General features: G+C 66.9%; 13 protein-coding genes. 9 read left to right on the top strand and 4 right to left on the bottom strand.

Annotated features, from left to right (window positions below):
• The coding region (locus Q9Q95_RS19120; protein ID WP_306098747.1) for an anthrone oxygenase family protein at positions 1 to 268 on the top strand (268 nt) is incomplete at its 5' end.
• On the opposite strand, the gene Q9Q95_RS19115 is transcribed toward Q9Q95_RS19120, so the two are convergent.
• Entirely contained in the window at positions 243 to 704 is a 462-nt protein-coding gene (locus tag Q9Q95_RS19115; RefSeq protein WP_306098746.1) for a hypothetical protein, read from the bottom strand. The two genes, Q9Q95_RS19120 and Q9Q95_RS19115, sit on opposite strands and share 26 nt — an antisense overlap.
• Positions 705 to 857: 153 nt before the next feature.
• Between Q9Q95_RS19115 and Q9Q95_RS19110 the strand changes: the two genes are divergently transcribed.
• Positions 858 to 1,250 (top strand): group III truncated hemoglobin, encoded by a 393-nt coding sequence (locus Q9Q95_RS19110; RefSeq protein WP_306098745.1) that lies wholly within the window; start codon positions 858 to 860, stop codon positions 1,248 to 1,250.
• 42 nt (positions 1,251 to 1,292) lie between these two features.
• Here the strand turns inward: Q9Q95_RS19110 and Q9Q95_RS19105 are convergent, their stop codons facing one another.
• The gene (locus tag Q9Q95_RS19105; protein ID WP_306098744.1) at positions 1,293 to 4,475 is read right to left on the bottom strand and encodes an autotransporter domain-containing protein; all 3,183 of its coding nucleotides are present in this window, start codon (positions 4,473 to 4,475) and stop codon (positions 1,293 to 1,295) included.
• Between the two features lie 400 nt (positions 4,476 to 4,875).
• Between Q9Q95_RS19105 and Q9Q95_RS19100 the strand changes: the two genes are divergently transcribed.
• Both Q9Q95_RS19100 and Q9Q95_RS19095 read left to right on the top strand, forming a co-directional pair.
• Positions 4,876 to 5,670, top strand: a complete 795-nt coding sequence (locus Q9Q95_RS19100; protein ID WP_306098743.1) for a FadR/GntR family transcriptional regulator — start codon at positions 4,876 to 4,878, stop codon at positions 5,668 to 5,670.
• A gap of 90 nt (positions 5,671 to 5,760) precedes the next feature.
• Positions 5,761 to 7,335 (top strand): aldehyde dehydrogenase (NADP(+)), encoded by a 1,575-nt coding sequence (locus Q9Q95_RS19095; protein WP_306098742.1) that lies wholly within the window; start codon positions 5,761 to 5,763, stop codon positions 7,333 to 7,335.
• Positions 7,336 to 7,380: 45 nt separating this feature from the next.
• Here the strand turns inward: Q9Q95_RS19095 and Q9Q95_RS19090 are convergent, their stop codons facing one another.
• Positions 7,381 to 8,274: a PHB depolymerase family esterase gene (locus tag Q9Q95_RS19090; RefSeq protein WP_306098741.1), complete on the bottom strand. Its 894-nt coding sequence runs from the start codon at positions 8,272 to 8,274 to the stop codon at positions 7,381 to 7,383.
• Between the two features lie 79 nt (positions 8,275 to 8,353).
• On the opposite strand from Q9Q95_RS19090, the gene nadB reads away from it, so the two are divergent.
• The 5 genes from nadB to Q9Q95_RS19065 all read left to right on the top strand — a co-directional run bounded on the left by nadB (position 8,354) and on the right by Q9Q95_RS19065 (position 17,124).
• A complete protein-coding gene (gene nadB / locus Q9Q95_RS19085; RefSeq protein WP_306098740.1) occupies positions 8,354 to 9,943 on the top strand; it encodes an L-aspartate oxidase in 1,590 nt (529 codons plus the stop codon).
• 411 nt (positions 9,944 to 10,354) lie between these two features.
• Entirely contained in the window at positions 10,355 to 11,536 is a 1,182-nt protein-coding gene (locus Q9Q95_RS19080) for a serine hydrolase (protein WP_371876812.1), read from the top strand.
• 230 nt (positions 11,537 to 11,766) lie between these two features.
• Positions 11,767 to 12,456, top strand: coding sequence for a 2OG-Fe(II) oxygenase (locus Q9Q95_RS19075; RefSeq protein ID WP_306098738.1), 690 nt, complete (start codon positions 11,767 to 11,769; stop codon positions 12,454 to 12,456).
• Positions 12,457 to 12,714: 258 nt separating this feature from the next.
• Positions 12,715 to 15,471, top strand: a complete 2,757-nt coding sequence (polA, locus tag Q9Q95_RS19070) for a DNA polymerase I (protein WP_306098737.1) — start codon at positions 12,715 to 12,717, stop codon at positions 15,469 to 15,471.
• A gap of 138 nt (positions 15,472 to 15,609) precedes the next feature.
• Positions 15,610 to 17,124, top strand: coding sequence for a lipopolysaccharide biosynthesis protein (locus tag Q9Q95_RS19065; protein WP_306098736.1), 1,515 nt, complete (start codon positions 15,610 to 15,612; stop codon positions 17,122 to 17,124).
• A gap of 154 nt (positions 17,125 to 17,278) precedes the next feature.
• Here the strand turns inward: Q9Q95_RS19065 and Q9Q95_RS19060 are convergent, their stop codons facing one another.
• Positions 17,279 to 19,441, bottom strand: a complete 2,163-nt coding sequence (locus Q9Q95_RS19060; protein ID WP_306098735.1) for a M3 family metallopeptidase — start codon at positions 19,439 to 19,441, stop codon at positions 17,279 to 17,281.
• Positions 19,442 to 19,474 lie beyond the last annotated feature (33 nt).

The raw sequence follows: 19,474 nt of genomic DNA, 5'->3' as shown, positions 1-19,474 counted from the left end.
TCTCGCCGGCCTCGCCCTCGCAGTGATCGGCGTGCTCACATGGGGCGAGACCGGCGCGACGGCGATGCTCGCCGGCGGCGCGATCTACGTGATCGGCATGTTCGGCGTGACCATGGCGTGCAACGTGCCGCTCAACAATGCACTGACCCAGGGCGTCGAGGCTCTATGGCCGCATTATCTCCAGCGCTGGAGCTTGTGGAATCATGTGCGCACTCTCGCCTCGGCAGCCGCGAGCGCATTGTTCATTCTGGCGATCGCGGCGCGCTAGCTTTGCCGATGATCAACGCGATCGGAATGCCGACCAGCAGGATGTGGATCGCGAGCGGGATCAGGATCCCCGCGAGCCCGGAAGCGCCTCCCGCGCCCGGAAAGCGCAGCGGCAGCACGACCCAGTACATGATCAGGTAGAGCAGCGCGCCATAGCCGATGCCATAGACCGGCCACCGCTCGCGCAGCCGCGGCAGCCGGCGCGCCGCCACGGCGAAAGCCGCGGCCATTACCGTCATGATCGCGAAATGCACCGCGAGTCCGGCCGCGGCACCGAACCAGCCGTTCGCGTGCGGCCATGCTCCGAACGGCCCCGAGGCGACGCCCTGCAACATCCCCGTCACCGATTTGCCGTGGAGCAAGGTGAGGACGATCGCAGACGCGATATCGAGTGTGCCCGCGACCAAGGTCGCTATGGCGATCGGCTTTCCCCGCATGCCCCCTCCTGCTGTTCGCGGCATCGTGCCCCTTCGGGATGCGGCGCACCAGACATTTTGTCCAGGCGCGGCGGGATTGAAGATCGGCTATCGGCGACCATCTTGGGCGCGCGCCGGCAGGGGGTGCGCCCCGAAGACACGAGACCGCCCACCATGACTCCGCCCGCGCTCACCGAAGAAGATCTCAACCGGGTGGTAGACGCCTTTTACGCCCGCGTCCGCATGGACGATGTGCTGGGGCCGATCTTCAATAATGCGATCCACGACTGGCCCGGCCATCTCGTGACGCTGCGGGCCTTCTGGTCTTCGGTGATGCTCACCACCGGAAGGTACAAGGGGCAGCCGATGGTGGCCCATGCGCGGCATGCGACCGACATGACCCCCGCCGCGTTCGAACGCTGGCTGATGCTGTGGCGCGAGACGACCGACGCGCTCCTGCCCGTCGATGCCGCCGCTGCGATGCAGGAAAAGGCCGCGAGGATCGCCGAAAGCCTGATGCTGGGCGTGGATTTCTATCGAAACCGCGCGCTGGGCCTCAGCGGCTAGAGTGACACGGCGCCGGGATCACCCGGCGCCGTGCCTTGCGGCTCAGAAGCGGAACCGCGCGTCGACGACCGCACGATCGTCGCGATAGAGCGCACGGCCGATCCGGCGCTCGACTCCGGCGCCGAACTCGACCGGACCGTTGACGAGGCGGAAGCCGCCGCGGACTTCGCCATAGCCGGCATCGCCGTTCATCAGCGGGAGCAGCATCGCCGCATCGGGCGCCGCCGCGAAGCGCACCAGCATCGATCCGCGATCGCCGGCCAAGGTCTGGACATAATCCGCGGTCATTTGCGGAACCAGGGTCCAGCTGCCCATCTTCGCCGATCCGGCAAACTGCACGCCCGCCCGACCGTCGAAGGTCGAAGCGCTCATCCGATCGACCTGCAGCGCCAGCTCGCCGCCGCCTTCGCGGAACGGCGTATAGGCGAAGGACGAATAGCCGAACGACACGCGCGGTGTGACGGTGAGCGACTGCGCGACCGGCAGATTGACACCCGCTTCGGCGCGCGCGGCATAGCGGCTGATGTTTGCGCTGCCGGCAAGCCGATACGCCAGATCGCCCGTGCTCGCCTCGCGACGCAGCCCGGTGCGGGTCTGCTCGGCCATGCCGAGCCCGGCGAGATAGGCGCCGCCGCCGAGCCGATGCGACCCGTAGACGGTGATCTGCGAGACGCGGGTATCCGCCTCGTCGCCACCACCCGGACGGCTATTGCCCTCCGAGAAGCCCACCGCAGTGCCGAACGTGGTATAGTCCGCCACTTCCATCTCGAGGCCCATGCCGACATACCAGCTCTGCTGGCCGTTCATTTGGCCACGCGCGCCATAGCCCGCGCCGCCATTGGCGAAGCCGCCCGAAATGAACCCCGAGACCTTCTCCGGCAGATTGCCGATGCTCGTCGTGCTCGGCAGCAATGCGCGCACCGTGCTCGACCGCGCCGCGGTTTCGCCGCGATCCATGCTGGTCAGCCCGCCCAGCGCGTCGGGCGTGCCGACGATGCTCAGCTGACCGGCCGTCCGTCCGGTGCCGAGCATCGACAGGCGATCGGTCACCGCATTGAGCATCACCGTCGACTGACGTTGCTGGAGCGCGCGCGACTCGCCCATGATCGCCGGATTGAGCCCGCGCAGCGTCGATGCCATCTGCTCGGGCGCCATCAGATCGACTGCACCATAGAGGTTGTAGAGGTTGGTGTAGTTCTTGGCACGGAGCGAATCGAGGGCGCTGGCGAACACGCCTGCGGTGCCGCTTTTCTTGCCGAGGAAAGCGGCCATCGAGCCGGCCTGCAGCTTCACCGTCACCGAATTGGCGGCATAGGTCAGCTGCGGCTGGAGCAGGCCGAGGCTGCTCGCCGTCACATTGGCGAAGGTGCCGTTGACCCCGCCGGTCGCGGTCAGGAAGACGAAGCTCTGGCCGTCGCGCGGCGCGCTCGACATCAGTCCGCGGGTGAACGCCACGGTGCCGCCGAGCGCGGCGATGCCGGTGTTGAGCGTGTCGCCCTGGACGATGAGCTGGTCCCATTGCGACTGGCCGAGATCGATCGCCAGCGTCGCCGCCGAGGACAGGACCAGATCGCCCTTCACCGTCAGCGCGCCCGCGATCATCGCGCCGGGCGACACCGTGGCGTTGCCCACGGTCAGATAGGTCGGGTCGATCGTCCCATTGCCGCTGAGCGTGCCGGTGGCGATCAGCGCCTCGCGCGAGCGCAGCAAGCCGTCGACATTGGTCCAGCCCGACCATTGGGTGAAGTCGGTCAGCACGTTGAGCTGGCCGGTGCCGCGCACGTCGAGCAGATGCGCGCCATTTACCGTCAGCCGGTCGATCGTACGATTGCTGCCGAGGCTGGTGATGCCGTTGGAAGCCAGCGTCACGTCGTAATAGCGCGCCTTTACGCCCAGAGTCGGGTTGGCGACGACGTTGTTGGGAACGAAGTTGGTCGAACCCGGGCCGCCGACGATGTAGATCGGCGTGCCGTTGCCGGTCGGGAACGGCGTCGCCTCGGGATCGTCGGCAAGATCGGTGCAATCGTCGAGGAAGCAGACCGAACCGAACTTGACCGTGCTGCCGCTCACGCCGAGCGCCGGCGTGTCGGGCAGACCGTTGACCAGCTGGCCGTTGACCGTGATCGCGTAGTTCGGATCCATGTCCTGCACCCAGTGGCTGGCATCGTCCCAATCGGCGACGCCCGCTTTGGCGCTGGCATAGACATAGCTGTTGTTGGCGACGATCGCGTCCCAGAACAGGAACAGCGGCTGATAGAAGCTATGGGTGCCGTAGGTCGAGAATTTCTGGTTGGCGAAGAAACGCGAGCCGCCCGAAAGCACTCCGATCACCACCGGCTTGTTGAAGGCCTGATCGGCGATCAGCGGTCCGCCCGAATCGCCGCCGCCCGTGGTGCCTTCGCGGGGCAGCGCGCCGCCATCGAAGAGATCGAAATCATAGTTGCCGGCGGCAGGATTGTATGCCGCCTGTCCCGCCGGGCTGTCGAAATCGAGCATGTAGAGGCTCTGCGGATTGCTTGCCGGCGCCGGGCCGAACAGCCAGTCGTCGCGGTCGTCGAGCGAGCCGAGCACCGAGACCATGTTCTCGGCGACGCGGCGGCGGAAATCGATCCCGGCCTCACCGGTCGCACTCGTGCCGCGATTGCCATAGCCGGTGATCACCGCATGGGTCTCTTCGGTCAGCGGCGAGAACAGCATCGTCCAGGTCGGGATACCGGTGGCCGGCGCGTCGAGTGTCGCCAGTGCGATATCGCCTTCGAGGAACTGGTCGGCGCTCGGCGCCAGCGAGCGCTGGTCGTACCAGACCTGCTCGACATTGTAGAGCGCATTGGCAGTGTTGGTCGCGTAATTGCCCGCGCCGAGCCATTGCTGGATCGCAGGCAAATTGTTCATCTTGAAGCCGACGCTGATCGCGGTGCCGCCGGTCGCCTTGCCATAGCTGTCGGCCGCCGCGTCGTTGACGCAGTGCGCCGCGAAGATCACGGTCCGCGGGTTGATCAGCGTACCGGTGCACAGGCCGACAAAGCCGCCGCCCTGATCCACCGTCACTTGCCCGACGCCGGTGATGTCGACCGGATCGAGGACCCCGGTCGGCGGCAGTGTGTTCGGATTGAGATCGTTGCGGATGATGATGTCGGGGGAGTTTATGACCCCGCTGGGCCGTTCCTGCGCATATGCTTGCGCAGCCAATGTAATCGCGCCGAGCGCGGCAGTTCCGTGGAGCACGCGCCGAAGCGCCGTGCGAGCCGGTGTCGAAGCCATAGTCATTAACTCCCCTGTTGGGAGCGACTGCCCTCGGCGCGAGCCACCGTCGCCCCCAAATCGGGACCGACGAACCCCAAACGGGATTCGACAATCCCGGCGACTCGCAACCGACACGTTAACAGCGATATTTTACCTTGAAAGCGCTTTTGTAATTTTCGTTCGTTGCGGATGTTTCATTCCGATATCCTGCAGATACGTGCAGTAATCTGCTCGTGTTGTTCCGCCACGGCGGCTTCATCTTGCCGCGCGTGCCGGCACATCGCCCGGTCTCGCCGATGGTCTTTATGTGACGCGGAAATGAAGCTAGAGAGCGCACCCGGTCGCCGGTTGATCCCGGCCGCCACATGTCAGCCAGGAGCCGATGGCCAGCCCCCAGCCCAAGCCGAAGCCGGAAAAGCCCAAGCGCGTGCGACGTCGCCCGCCGCGGCCGCGTTCGCTGCGGCTGCACGGCACGGTGGCGCGCGAACTGGGCATCCGCATCGTCTCGGGCGTGCTCAAACCCGGCGAGATTCTCGAGGGCGAAATCGCCGCGAGCGGCCAGTTCAACGTTTCGCGAACGGCCTATCGCGAGGCGATCCGCATCCTCGCCGCCAAAGGCCTCGTCAATTCGCGGCCCAAGATCGGCACGCAGGTTTCGCCCCGCAAGGAATGGCATCTGCTCGATCCCGACGTGCTCGGCTGGATCTTCGTCGGCGAGCCCGACGAAGGGCTGATCGCCAATCTGTTCGAACTGCGCCGGATCGTCGAGCCCGATGCCGCCCGGCTCGCGGCGATCCGCCGCACCCCCGAGCAACTCGCCCGGATGAAGGCGGGGCTCGACGGCGTGGCGCAGCACGGCTTCGCCACCGAGATCGGCCGGCGCTGCGACGAGGAATTCCACTCGGCTCTGCTCGAAGCCTCGGCGAACGACTTCATCGTCTCGCTGACCAGCGGAGTCGCCGCGGCGATCGCGATCACCACCGCGTTCAAGCAGCACCGCCTGCCCGCGCCGCACGATGCGCTTCCGGTCCACCTCGCCGTGTTCGAGGCGATCGAGGCGCAGGATGCCGAGGGTGCGCACGATGCGATGGCCCGGCTGGTCCAGCGCGGTCTCACCGACACGATGGAGGCGCGCGATCCGGGCGCCGCGCATGCGCCGATCGCGATTTGCTGCTGAGGCGCGGGTTGCACCGGAGCGCCGCGATGCTTAAATCCTTCGGTATACATTGTTACCGCTAACTTCATTTTGTCGCATCGGAGAGTTTGCATGGCGCTGACCGGGGAATTGTTTGTCGCATCGAAGCGCGTGGCGCGCGACGGCCCGGGCTTCAAGGCAGTCGCCGCGGCGACCGGTGCCGAGATCGAGCCGAGCTTCAGCGTCGCCACCACCGACGATGTCGAAGCCGCCGCCGCCGCCGCCGAGGCCGCCTTTCCGGTCTATGCCAATCTGCCCCGCGAGGACCGCGCCAAATTCCTCGAGGCGATCGCCGACGAGATCGAGGCGCTGGGTGACGAGCTGGTCGAGCGCGCGATGCAGGAAAGCGGCCTGCCCCAGGCGCGGCTGACCGGCGAGCGCGGCCGCACCGCCGGCCAGCTCCGCCTGTTCGCCAGGGAATTGCGGCTCGGCGACTATCTCCGCGCGCGCATCGACCATGCCATTCCGGATCGCGCCCCCGCCCCCAAGCCCGACCTGCGGCTGCGCATGGTCCCGCTCGGCCCCGTCACCGTGTTCGGCGCGAGCAACTTCCCGCTCGCTTTCTCGGTCGCCGGCGGCGACACCGCCGCGGCGCTCGCCGCCGGCTGTCCCGTGATCGTCAAGGGCCATTCGGCGCATCCCGGCACTTCCGAGCTCGTCGCCGGCGCGATCACCCGCGCTGCCGCCAAGACCGGCATGCCCGAAGGCGTGTTCTCGCTGATCAACGGTGCGGGCAATTCGGTCGGCTCGGCGCTCGTCACCGATCCCCGCATCAAGGCCGTCGGCTTCACCGGCTCGCGCGGCGGCGGCACTGCGCTGATGAAGCTCGCCCAGAACCGCCCGGTGCCGATCCCGGTCTATGCCGAGATGAGCAGCATCAACCCGGTCTTCCTGCTCCCCGGCGCGCTCGCCGCACGGGCCGAGGCTCTGGGCAAGGGCTTCGTCGCGTCGCTGACGATGGGCGCGGGCCAGTTCTGCACCAATCCCGGCCTGGTCCTCGCGCTCGAAGGCCCCGACCTCGACCGCTTCCTGACCTCGGCTTCGGAGGCGATGTGCGGCGCGCCGTCGCAGGTCATGCTGACTCCGGGCATCCACAAGGCCTATACCAGCGGCGTCGCCCGCTGGGCCTCGGCGCCCGCGCTCAAGCTGGTCGCCGAGGGCCAGGAGCCGGCCGGCCCGACCTCGGGCCGTGGCGCGCTCTTCACGATGACCGGCGCCGACTTCCTTGCCGATCCGAGCCATGCCGAGGAAGTGTTCGGCGCCGCCTCGCTGCTGGTGCGCTGCGCCGACATGGACGAGCTCAAGCAGGTCGTCACTTTGCTCGAGGGCCAGCTCACCGCAACGCTGCACCTCGAGGAATCGGACACCGATACCGCGCGCGCGCTGCTGCCGGTGCTCGAGCGGCTCGCGGGCCGCATCCTCGCCAATGGCTGGCCGACCGGCGTCGAAGTGACCGACGCGCAGGTCCATGGCGGGCCGTTCCCGTCGACCTCGGACGGGCGCAGCACCTCGGTGGGCACCCTCGCGATCGAGCGCTTCCTGCGCCCGGTCGCGTATCAGGACCTGCCCGCGGCTTTGCTCCCTGCCGAACTGCGCGACGGCGAGGCCGGCATACCGCGCCGCGTCGACGGCAAGCCGACGCTCTGACTGAAACAATGCCGGGCCGGACTCCTCGATCGGGGGAGTCCGGCCTCAGCGCCGATGCTGCGCGAAGAAGCGCCACATCGCGTCATTGTCCGCGGTCCAGACGTGCCCTGCGTCCGGAGTGATGCGCGCGACGATCCCGGCGCCGGAGCGGCAATCGGCATAGCCGCGCTCGATCACCCCGCCTTCCAGCACGCGCCCGGCAAGCGGGCGGCGACAGGCGTTGAGATCGGCCCAGCGCGCCTCGGCGGCGCGCATCGGATATTGCCAATAGCCGGCGCCGCCACCTTCGATCGGATTGGTCCGGTCCTTGCCGCCGGCGAAGGCGATCACCGGCATCGGCCTTGACGGCGTGCAGGTCGCCGGATCGGGGAAGCGCGGGTCGGCCGCCGAGGGATTGCCCGCGCGCAGCCCCACCACGGGGGCGATCGCGGCGAAGCGATCGGCGGCGACGCAGCCCAGCCACGACGACATCCGGCCGCCGCCCGACAGGCCGGTGGCATAGACCCGGCGGCGATCGACGCAACCCTGCGCCGCGAGCCAGTCGATCGCTTTGCCGAGATATGCGACGTCGTCGGCATCGTCCGGCCCCGGCACCTTGCCGGTGACGGTGGGAACACCGGGGATGTTCCAGACATAGCCCTTGTCCGCGGCAATGCCGGCATCGGGCGCGGCGAGGACGAAGCCGTGGCGGTCGCTGGTCGCTTCGAGCCCCGACTGGGCGAGGATCCCCGCGCCGTCGCCGGTACTGCCATGGAGCACGAAGACCAAAGGTGCCCTGCCCCGCACTTTCGCCGGCACATGGAGCAGCATCGAACGGCCGGTGTCGCCGATCGTCACACGCCGGGTGGCGCCCGGCGCGCCGGGCGTGCAGGCCCCGGCGGCGGGCACCCAGCCGGCTGCGAACATGAGTGCGGCGAAACCCAGGCTTTGGCGGCGCATATCTCTCTCCATTTGCCAGCGCTGCCGCTTAGCGCCTAGTCGGAGGCCGAACCAGCGGAAGAGGCTCCTGCAGAACATCATGGCCGGCGATCCTCATACCAGCGACATCCTCGTCATCGGCTCGGGCGCGGCGGGGCTGACCGCGGCGCTCAATCTCGCGGCGCGATTCAAGGTCACCGTGCTCGCCAAGGGCGCGCTCAACGAAGGCTCGACCGCATGGGCGCAGGGCGGGATCGCGGCGGTGCTCGAGCCCGGCGATACGTTCGAGAACCATGTCGAGGACACGATGGTCGCCGGCGCGGGGCTCAACGACCGCGCCACCGTGGAGATGGTGGTCGAGAACGCACCCGCCGCGATCGAGCGGCTCGCCAGGCTCGGCGTGCCGTTCAACACCGACAAGGGTTCGCTGCACCTCACCCGCGAGGGCGGGCACAGCCATCGCCGCATCGTCCATGTCGACGACGCCACCGGCTGGGCGGTGCAGGAGGCCCTGCTCAAGGCGGCGCGCGAAAACCCCAACATCACGCTGGTGCCCGACATGGTGGTGATCGATCTCGCCACCAGCCGCCACGAGCAACGCTATTCGGGCGCGGGCAATGTCTGGGGCGTCTATGCCTTCAACCGCGCGACCAACCGCGTCGAATTGTTCACCGCCAATGCGACGGTGCTGGCGACCGGCGGCGCGGGGCGAACCTATCTGTTCTCGACCGCGCCGAAGGGCGCGACCGGAGACGGCATCGCGATGGCGTGGCGCGCGGGGTGCCGGATCTCCAACATGGAGTTCATGCAGTTCCACCCGACCTGCCTGTACAATCTCGAGGTCAAGAACTTCCTGATCACCGAGGCGGTGCGCGGCGAGGGCGGGCAATTGATCAACCCGCAGACCGGCAAGCGCTTCATGCCGTATTACGACAAGAGGCTCGAACTGGCGCCGCGCGACATCGTCGCCCGCGCGATCGATGCCGAGATCAAGCGCTTCGGGCTCGATTATGTCCATCTCGACATCAGCCATATGGGCGCGGCGTTCGTGAAGCAGCACTTCCCGACCATCTATGCCCGGCTGATCGATCTCGACATCGACATGACCACCGGGCCGATTCCGGTGGTGCCCGCGCAGCATTATACCTGCGGCGGCGTGGTGGTCGATCGCGACGGGCGCACCGACCTCCCCAACCTCTATGCCGCGGGCGAAGTCAGCCAATCGGGGCTGCACGGCGCCAATCGCCTCGCCTCGAACTCGCTGCTCGAATGCTTCGTGTTCGGCGAGGCGGTGGCCAGTCACATCGCCGCCCATTGGGGCGACCTCGCCCCGCCCCCGCCGATCCGGCCATGGGACGAGAGCCGGGTCACCGATTCGGACGAGGAAGTGGTGATCAAGCAGAATTGGACCGAGATCCGCCGGTTCATGTGGAATTATGTCGGCATCGTCCGATCGACCAAGCGGCTCGAACGCGCCCAGCACCGCATCCAGATGCTGCGCGGCGAAGTGAACGACTATTACGGCCATTTCCGCGTCACCGCCGATCTGATCGAATTGCGCAACCTGCTCGAGAGCGCCGATCTGATCGTCCGCTCGGCGCTCCACCGCAAGGAGAGCCGCGGCCTGCACTACACGATCGATTTCCCCGAGACGCTCGACGTGGCGGTGGATACGATCCTCGTGCCTTAGGCGGGGGTCTCGATCGGTCATTCCGTCATCCCGGCGAAAGCCGGGATGACGGTTGGCTGATCCGGGCAGTCGAAGTTGCGAAAATTGCGGGTCTGGCGGCGTTTTCGCCGGCTTCCCCTCGTGGGTTAGCCGCGGCCGAGGCTCGATGCCGCCGCGGCTGTTTTGACGAGCCGTACGAAAGTCTTTTTAGGCGCGCAGACGCGCGCACCCACCCCAACCCCCTCCCTGCAAGCAGGGAGGGGGGAATTGACGGCCTTAAGGGTTTGACCGGAGCGCGAAACCTTGGCCGAGCCCCCACGTTGGAAGCGAATGGCGGCGCAGGTTTCCTCTCCTTTCACCATTCGTCGCTATCGTTACCGGATTCGTCGCATCCAGATGCGGTCGGGCTTTGATGCGAGTCGCGACCGCCGCATGTTGGAAGAGGCGCAAGGGGCTGCATTTGTGAGTAAATTTAAGAGTTTCTCGAAAGTGGAGCGGGCATTGACCCTCGCAGGGCTCGGCCCCGCGATATTGCTCGGCTGCGCAGTCCATGAGGACACCCAGCTCGCCGCCTATCTGCCGGCACCCAGCTACAGCGTGCTGATGCCCTTCCCCGCCGCGGTCGCCGCGCCGGCAAAGCCGCGACCGCCGGCGCCGCTCGGCCTCGTCACCTCGATCGACAATATCACCCGCAACTTCCACGGGCTGGTCGGGGTCGCGGTGACCAGCATCGACGATGGCTGGGTCGCCAGCAACCTCACCGCCAGCCGTCCGCTGCCGCAGCAGAGCGTGAGCAAATTGTGGGTGGCGATGACCGTGCTCGACGCAGTCGACCGCGGCACCGTTCGGCTCGACGATCCGCTGACCATCACCCGCGCCGATTTCACTTTGTTCCACCAGCCGGTCGCCTATCTGGTCAAGGGCGATGCCGGCTATACCTCCACCGTGGGCGAGATCATGCGCCGCGCGATGCAGATGAGCGACAATACCTGCAACGACAAGTTGCTGCGTCTCGTCGGCGGCCCGCAGGCAGTGCGCGACTTCATCGCACGCAAGCAGCTGGGCACGATCCGCTTCGGTCCGGGCGAGAAACTGCTCCAGGCGGGCACGGCGGGGCTCGAATGGAAGCCCCAATATTCCATGGGCAACGCCTTTGCCGTGGCGCGTTCGAAGCTTTCGCCCGAAGTGCGGCGTGCGGCCTTTCAGGCCTATGTCAACGATCCGCCCGACGGCGCGGCGGCGGCGTCGATCGCCGACGCGCTCGCCCGGCTGCATCGCGGCGAATTGCTCTCGGCCGGCTCGACCGACTGGCTGCTCGCGACGATGGGCGGCGCCAAGACCGGCAAGGCCCGGGTGCGCGGCGCGGTTCCTTCCGGCTGGCTCTATGGTCACAAAACGGGGACGGGACAGGATCTCGGCGGCCGCACCGCGGGCTTCAACGATGTCGGCATCCTGACCGCACCCGATGGGCGTTCCTATGCCGTCGCGGTGATGATCGGCGACACGTCGCGCCCGATCCGCGAGCGCCAGCTGCTGATGCAGGCGGTGGCGAGCGCGATCGTCGCGCATCACCAGCCTTCTTCGTTCATGGCCGGCGGTCGCCCTTCGCGCTGAGCGGCATCGCCTGAAGGCCGATCCATTCCTCCCTCGCAAAGCGGGGGAGGTGGCATGCGCAGCATGACGGAGGGGGCTTCTCCCCAAATCAATTGCTTGCGGCCTGGCCCCCTCCACCACTTCGTGGTCCCCCGTCCCCCGCTTCGCGAGGGAGGATTTAGCGCAGCGAGCGGGAATTCGAGCGCAAGCAGCGGGGCGTGTGGCGCGCGGCCCGCGGCTAGACGCCCGTCATGACAACCATCGACTGGACCGCCGCCGCCGAGGCGCTCGACGCCAATGGCTGGGCCGTGTTGCCCAACCTGCTCGACGCAGACGCCTGCCTGCATCTCGCCGCACTCTACGACGAACCCGGGCATTTCCGCAGCCATGTGATCATGGCGCGGCATGGCTTCGGGCGCGGCGAATATCGCTATTTCGCCTATCCACTGCCCGACCCGGTGCAGGATCTGCGCACCCGGCTCTATCCGCCGCTCGCCGGGATCGCCAATCGCTGGCATGCGCGGATGGGACTCGCGCGGCGCTTCCCTGCGACGCATGCCGAATGGCGCGCCGAATGCCATGCCGCGGGGCAGACCCGCCCGACGCCTTTGCTGCTCCGCTACGGGCCGGGCGATTATAACTGCCTCCATCAGGACCTGTATGGCGACCATGTCTTCCCGCTGCAGGCGGCAGTTCTGCTGTCCGAACCGGCGCGCGACTTTGCCGGCGGCGAATTCGTGCTGACCGAACAGCGCCCGCGAATGCAGTCGCGCGCCGCGGTGGTGCCGCTCGGGCAAGGCGATGCCGTGGTCTTCGCCGTCAACCAGCGGCCGGTGCGCGGCAGCAAGGGCGATTATCGGGTGACGATGCGTCACGGGGTGAGCGCGGTGCATATCGGGCGGCGGCATACGCTGGGGATCATCTTCCACGACGCCGCCTGAGGCGAGGCTGGACCGACCCGCGAATAGATGCGGCAATTATCCTCCCCCGCAAAGGGGGAGGTGTCGCCGCAGGCGACGGAGGGGGAGGAGCCACTGCATTCAGTGATTCCTCCCCCTCCGTCATGCTGCGCATGCCACCTCCCCCTGGCGGGGGAGGACTTCTCCTGTCGATGCGCTCCTCGCTTGCAGCGCCGGGAATTCGACGGGCGATACAGCCAAGGCTTTGCCCCGCCCCGCGGCTCGGCTATCCCCGCACCGATGCCTCATCTCTATCTCGTCGACGGCTCCGGCTATATCTTCCGCGCCTATCACCGGCTGCCGCCGCTCACCAACAAACATGGCGAGCCGGTCGGCGCGGTCTATGGCTATACGACGATGCTGTGGAAGCTCGTCGACGAGCTGAACAAGGCCGACGGCCCGACCCATATGGCGGTGATCCTCGACAAGAGCGAGCACACCTTCCGCAACGAGATGTACGACCAGTACAAGGCGCATCGCCCGCCCGCGCCCGAGGATCTGGTTCCCCAATTCCCGATGATCCGCGATGCCACCCGCGCTTTCTCGCTGCCGTGCATCGAGGAAGCGGGCTGGGAAGCCGACGATCTGATCGCGAGCTATACCAAGGCGGCGCTGGCGCAGGGCTGGTCGGTCACCATCGTCAGCTCGGACAAGGATCTGATGCAGCTGATGACCGATCCGTCGGTCGACATGCTCGATACGATGAACAATCGCCGGCTGGGGCCGAAGGACACCGAGGAGAAGTTCGGCGTCGGACCGGAGAAGCTCGGCGAAGTGCTCGCTTTGATGGGCGACAGCGTCGACAATGTGCCCGGCGTCAAGGGGATCGGCCCCAAGACCGCGGCCAAATTGATCCTCGAATTCGGCACCGTCGAGGGCGTGCTGGCCGCCGCGCCGGACATGAAGCCGAGCAAGATGCGCGACAATCTGATCGAGCATGCCGAGATGGCGCGGCTATCGCGCAAACTGGTCGAACTGAGCTGCGACGTGCCGCTTCCCGATCCGCTCGACGAGCTGGAGCTGAAGGGCATTCCCGACGCGCCGCTGCGCGCGTTCCTCGAGCATCACGGCTTCCGCACCTTGCTCAACCGGCTGTCGGCGGTGGCCGATGCGCCGGTCGAGACGCACGAGGTGCCGGGGCTCGAGGAAGATCCGCCGTGCAACCACGACGGCTACGAGACCGTGGTCAGCGAGGCCGATCTCGACCGCTGGATCGCCGAGGCCACGCATCAGGGCTGGATCGCGGTCGACACCGAGACCACCGAGCTCGACGCGACGCGGGCGGGCATCTGCGGGATCAGCCTCGCGCTCGCGCCGAACAAGGCGTGCTATATTCCGATCGCGCATGGCGGCAGCGACATGTTCGCCGAGAAGCCGGTCCAGCTCGACGCGGAACTGGTGCTCGCGAAATTGAAGCCGCTGCTCGAGGACCCGGCGGTGCTCAAGATCGGGCACAATCTGAAGTACGACATGATCGTGTTCGCGCGGCGCGGGATCGCGGTGGCGCCGTACGACGACACGATCGTGATGAGCTTCGATCTCGATGCGGGGCTGCACGGGCACGGCATGGACGAGCTCGCCGCGACTCACCTGTCGCACAGCTGCATCGCGTTCAAGGACGTGGTCGGCACCGGCAAGAAGCAGCTCGGCTTCCACGAAGTCGATCTGCGCGCGGCGACGCGCTACGCCGCCGAGGATGCCGACGTCACGCTGCGGCTGTGGCGACGGTTCAAGCCGCGGCTGGCCTATGAAAGCGTGACCGGCGTCTACGAGATGGTCGACCGGCCGCTGGTTTCGGTGATCGCGGGGATGGAGCGTGCGGGCGTCAAGGTCGATGCCGGAGTGCTGTCGCGGCTGTCCGAGGATTTCTCGAAGCAGATCACCGCGCTGGAGACCGAGATCCATGCGATCGCCGGCTTCCCCTTCACCATCGGCAGCCCCAAGCAATTGGGCGACGTGCTGTTCGACAAGATGGGGATCAAGGGCGGGCGCAAGGGCAAATCGGGCGTCTATTCGACCGACGTCAACGAGCTCGAGCGGATCGCCGCGGACAAGGATTCGCCGGGGCGCGAGATGGTGGTCAAGGTGCTCGACTGGCGCCAGCTGTCCAAGCTCAAATCGACCTATACCGATGCGCTGCAGGCGCAGATCAACCCCGAGACCGGGCGCGTCCATACCAGCTACAGCCTCACCGGCGCGCAGACCGGGCGGCTTTCCTCGACCGACCCCAATCTCCAGAACATCCCGATCCGCACCGAAGTGGGCAGACAAATCCGGGACGCATTCGTCGCCGAACCGGGCAACGTGATCCTCGCCGCCGACTATTCGCAGATCGAATTGCGCCTCGCCGCGCACATCGCCGACGTGCCGGCGCTGCGCGCCGCGTTCGAGAATAATGACGACATCCACAACATGACCGCGATGGAGCTGTTCGGCGAAGTCAATCGCGACACCCGCGGGCGGGCGAAGACGATCAACTTCGCGATCCTCTACGGCATCTCGCGCTGGGGGCTGGCCGGCCGGCTCGACGTCACGCCCGACGAGGCGCAGGCGATGATCAGCCGCTATTTCGAGCGCTTCCCGGGGATCAACCGCTACATCGCCGACACGCTCAACGAGGCCAAGGCGCGCGGCTACACCACCACCTTGTTCGGCCGGAAGACGCATTTCCCGCGGCTCAAGGCGTCCAATCCCAACGAACGCGCCGGCAGCGAGCGCGCGGCGATCAACGCGCCGATCCAGGGCACCAGCGCCGACATCATCAAGCGCGCCATGGCGCGGATGGGCCCGGCCTTGCGCGAGGCAGGGCTGCCGAACGTGCGCATGCTGATGCAGGTCCATGACGAACTGGTGTTCGAGCTGCCCGAAGGCGATGTGGAGAAGGCGAAGCCGGTGATCGAACGGGTGATGGCGACCGCGGCCGAGCCGGCGATCAAGCTGACCGTGCCGCTGGGCGTCGAGATCGGGGTGGGCCCGAGCTGGGGCGCGGCGCATTGACCCCGCATCTCGTTCGCCCTGAGCTTGTCGAAGGGCGCCTTGCCAAAGGCGGCGCATTTGCGGATGGCCGTGCTTCGACAAGCTCAGCACGCACGGATTGGTTGGCCCGCGCCTTTCGACAAGGTCAGGGCGAGCGGAATGGCTGAAGCCGCCTCCACCGACGACATCAACGCTCTCGCCAAGGGCGGGCGGACCAATATTCTCGGCTTCCTCCTCCGCCTCGCCGCGCGGCTGCCTTTCCTGTTCATCGCCGGCCGCGCTTATGGCCCCGACATCGTCGGGCGCTATGCGATCGCGGTGCTGGTGATCGAGGTCGCGGCATTGCTCGCCACGCTCGGGCTCAAGCGCGGGCTGGCGCAGGCACTGGCATCCACCGAGCGGCCGCATGCGCATGTCGTATGGGACGGGGTGCTGGTCGCGTGCGGCGCTTCGGCGATCGCCAGCGCGGTGCTCATCGCCTTTCCGCAGGTCATGTATCCGAACAGCGCGGTAATGGGGCTCGAGCGGCTGCTGCCGCTGGTCGTGTTCGCCGTGGCGGTGTCCGACGTCACGCTCGCCGCGCTCGCCTATCGCCACAATATCCGTGCCTCGGTGACCGCGCGCGCGATCGTCGAGCCATGGACGATCAGCATTGCGGCGTGGATCTTCTCCTATGTCTCGTCGCGCGACGGGCTGATGTATGCCTATGTGTTGTCGATGCTCGCCGCGCTCGCCGCTTCCGTGGTGCCGTTCGTCCGCGAATACGGCATGCCGCGCGGCTGGCATCCGCGGCTGACCGACATCCTCGCGCTCGCCCGGCGCAACGCGCCGCTGGCCGGCGCCGACGCGCTCGAATGGGGGACCCGCAACGTCGATCGCTTCATCCTCGCTTTGCTGTTCAGCCCGGCGGTGGTCGGAATCTATTACATGGCGCAGCAGGTCGCCTCGATCCCGCAGCGGCTGAAATCGAGCTTCGATCCGATCCTCGCCCCCGTCGTCACCAACAGCCTCGCCGAGAACGACCGCGTCTCGGTCGCGAAGCAGGTCCGCCAGGTCGGCTTCTGGATCGTCAGCGCGCAGGCCGCCTGCCTCGTCGTGTTCGGCATCCCGGCCGAGGGGGTGATGGGGCTGATCGGCCCCGAATTCGTCGTCGGCGCCGGCGCGATGTGCATCCTGCTCGTCGCCGAGGTGCTCGCCTCGACCGGGGCGGTGTGCGAGACCGGGCTGATCTATATCGCGCGCCACCGCAATTTGATGATCTCGCTCGCGGTGCTGCTGCTCCAGATCGCCCTGAGCTTCGCCTTCGTGTTCGTCGCGCGGGCGCAGGGCTGGTCCGAGCCGGTGCAGGCGGCCGGGCCGGCGGCGGCGCTCGCCGTGTCGCTGACCATCGGTTCGGCGGCCAAGGCGATCATGCTGCGGCGCATGCTCGGCGCACCGGTGGTCAGCATCCGGCCGAGCTTCTTCGTCGCGATCGGCGCCGCGGCGCTGGTCGGCTCGGCCTTCACCTCGCTGCCCCGGCATTACGAATGGGCCGAGCTCAGCATCGGCATGCCGGCGATCCTCGTCACTTTCCTGTTCGTGATGATCAAGTTCGGGTTCGGGCCCGAGGATCGTTCGCTGTTCCGCAAGCTGCCCAAGGAGGAAGCGGGGCTGCCGGCGGAGGAGAGGCTTTAGCCTTACCACGCGTCACCCCGGACTTGTTCCGGGGTCCACTTAGCGGCTTGATGAGACGCGGGAGCCTCCAGCCCTGCCTTGCGCGGCACGGTGGACCCCGGAACAAGTCCGGGGTGACGGCGAGCGGGGCGCATAGTCCCGCCCGCCAAACGGATTACTCCACCGGAAACCCGCGGCGCCTGAACAAGGCCTTCACGTCGGGATCGCGGCCGCGGAACGCCTTGTAGGCCGCCTTGCGGTCGGTCTCGTTGCCGGTCATCAGCAGGATCGTCCGGAACCTGTCGGCGGTCGCCTTGTCCCAGACATTGCCGGTCTCCTCGAACGCCGCCCAGGTGTCGGCGTCCATCGTCTCCGACCAGAGATACGAATAATAGCCCGCCGAATAGGCGTCGCTCGAGAACAGGTGATTGAACTGCGGCAGCCGGTGCCGCATCGCCATCTCCTTCGGCATGTCCAATGCGGCCAGGGTCTCGCGCTCGAACGCGTCCGGATCGGTCACCGGCGTCTCGCGGTCGTGCAACTTCATGTCGACGATCGCCGACGACAGATATTCGACCGTGCTGAAGCCCTGGTTGAAGGTCTGCGCCTTCTCGATCTTCGCGACCAGCTCGGCGGGGATCGTCGCGCCGGTCTGATAATGTTTGGCGTAGCGATTGAGCACGTCGGGCGTCAGCAGCCAATTCTCGTTCACCTGGCTGGGATATTCGACGAAGTCGCGCGGCGTGCCCCCGAGCCCGGGATAATAGACATTGCCGAGCAGGCTGTGCAGCGCATGGCCGAATTCGTGGAACAAGGTCGTCGCGTCGTCGACGCTGATCAGGGTCGGCGCGCCCGCCGCGCCCTTGGTGAAATTATTGTTGTTCGAGGCGAGCACGATCTTCGATCCGCGCAGGCCCGAACGGCCGCGATAGCTGGTCGCCCACGCGCCCGAACGCTTTCCGGCGCGCGCGAAATTATCGAGATAGAAAATGCCGACTTCCGCACCGCTGGTGCGATTGGTCACGCGGAAGGTGCGCACGTCGGGATGGAAGACCGGAATGCTCCCGGTATTTTCCTTGAAGTCGAGATCGTAGAGCCGCCCCGCGGCATAAAAGGCGGCCTGCACCATCTGGTCGAGCTGGAGGTACGGCTTCACTTCATTCTCGTCGAGATCGTACTTCGCCTTGCGGACCTTCTCGGCGTAGAAGCGATAATCCCACGGCGCGATCACGATCTTCGCGCCTTCTTTATCGGCGAGCGCCTGCATGTCGGCGACTTCCTCGCGCACCCGTGCCCGCGCCGCCGGCCACACCGCCATCATCAGCTTCGTCGCATTTTCGGGCGTCTCGGCCATGGTGTCGTCCATCCGATACCAGGCGTGGTTCTTAAAGCCGAGCAGCCTGGCGCGTTCCTGCCGCAACTTGAGGATCTCGGCGATCGTCGCGTTGGTGTCGTTGGCGTCTCCATTGTCGCCGCGGTCGACGAACGCCTTGTAGACCTTTTCGCGCAAGGCCCGGTCGGTCGAATAGGTCAGGAAGGGCTGGACCGACGAGCGGGTGTTCTTGATCGCCCATTTGCCGGCCGCGCCGCGTGCCTTTGCTTCTTCGGCAAGGCTCGCCTTGAAGCTGTCGGCAAGCCCGGCGAGATCGATCTCCTTGTCGAGCAGGATCGCGGTTTCCTCGTCGGCGAGCACCTTGCGGCTGAACTCGGTATAAGCGGTGGCGAGCGCCTGGTTGATCCTTTTGACCTCGGCCTTGCCGGCTTCGTCGAGCAAGGCCCCCGAAGTCACGTAGTCGCGATAGGAACGCTCGAGCAGCCGCGTCTGCTGGGCGTTGAGCCCGGCATGCGCGCGATGCTCGTAGACCGCCTTGACCCGCGCGAACATCTTGGGATCGAGGTTCATCTCGGTGAAGAAGGCCGAGAGCTTCGGGCTCCATTCCTTCGCGATCGCCTGCACCTCGGGAGTGGCGAGGTTGCTCTGATAGACGCCCCAGACGGCGAACAGCCGGCCCAGCTCCTCGCCCGAGCGCTCGCTGGCCTCGATCGTGTTCTGGAAAGTCGGCGCGGCGGGATTGTCGCGGATCCTGGCCATGTCCGCGCGCGCATTGGCCATCGCGCGTTCGAACGCAGGCGGGAACATCGCCGGCACCACCTTGTCCCACTGCGGCACCCCTTCGTGCGGCCCGGGCCATTTGGCGAGCAAAGGCGTGGGATCGGGCGTGGTGGCAGGGGCAGGCGATGTCTGGGTCTGGGTCTGGGACATGAAGGATCCGAAGGCAGGCGTGGCGGCGATGAGCGCAGTGGACGCGATCAACGCGAGCCGAAGCGAATGGGTCATGAAGCGGGTTCCCGAGTGCTCTGGAATGACAGG

The organism is Sphingomonas sp. DG1-23 (assembly GCF_030730875.1).
Taxonomy (GTDB): Bacteria; Pseudomonadota; Alphaproteobacteria; order Sphingomonadales; family Sphingomonadaceae; genus Sphingomonas.
Note: the sequence above shows the minus strand (reverse complement) of the source record. Positions and strands in the feature narration are given on the sequence as shown.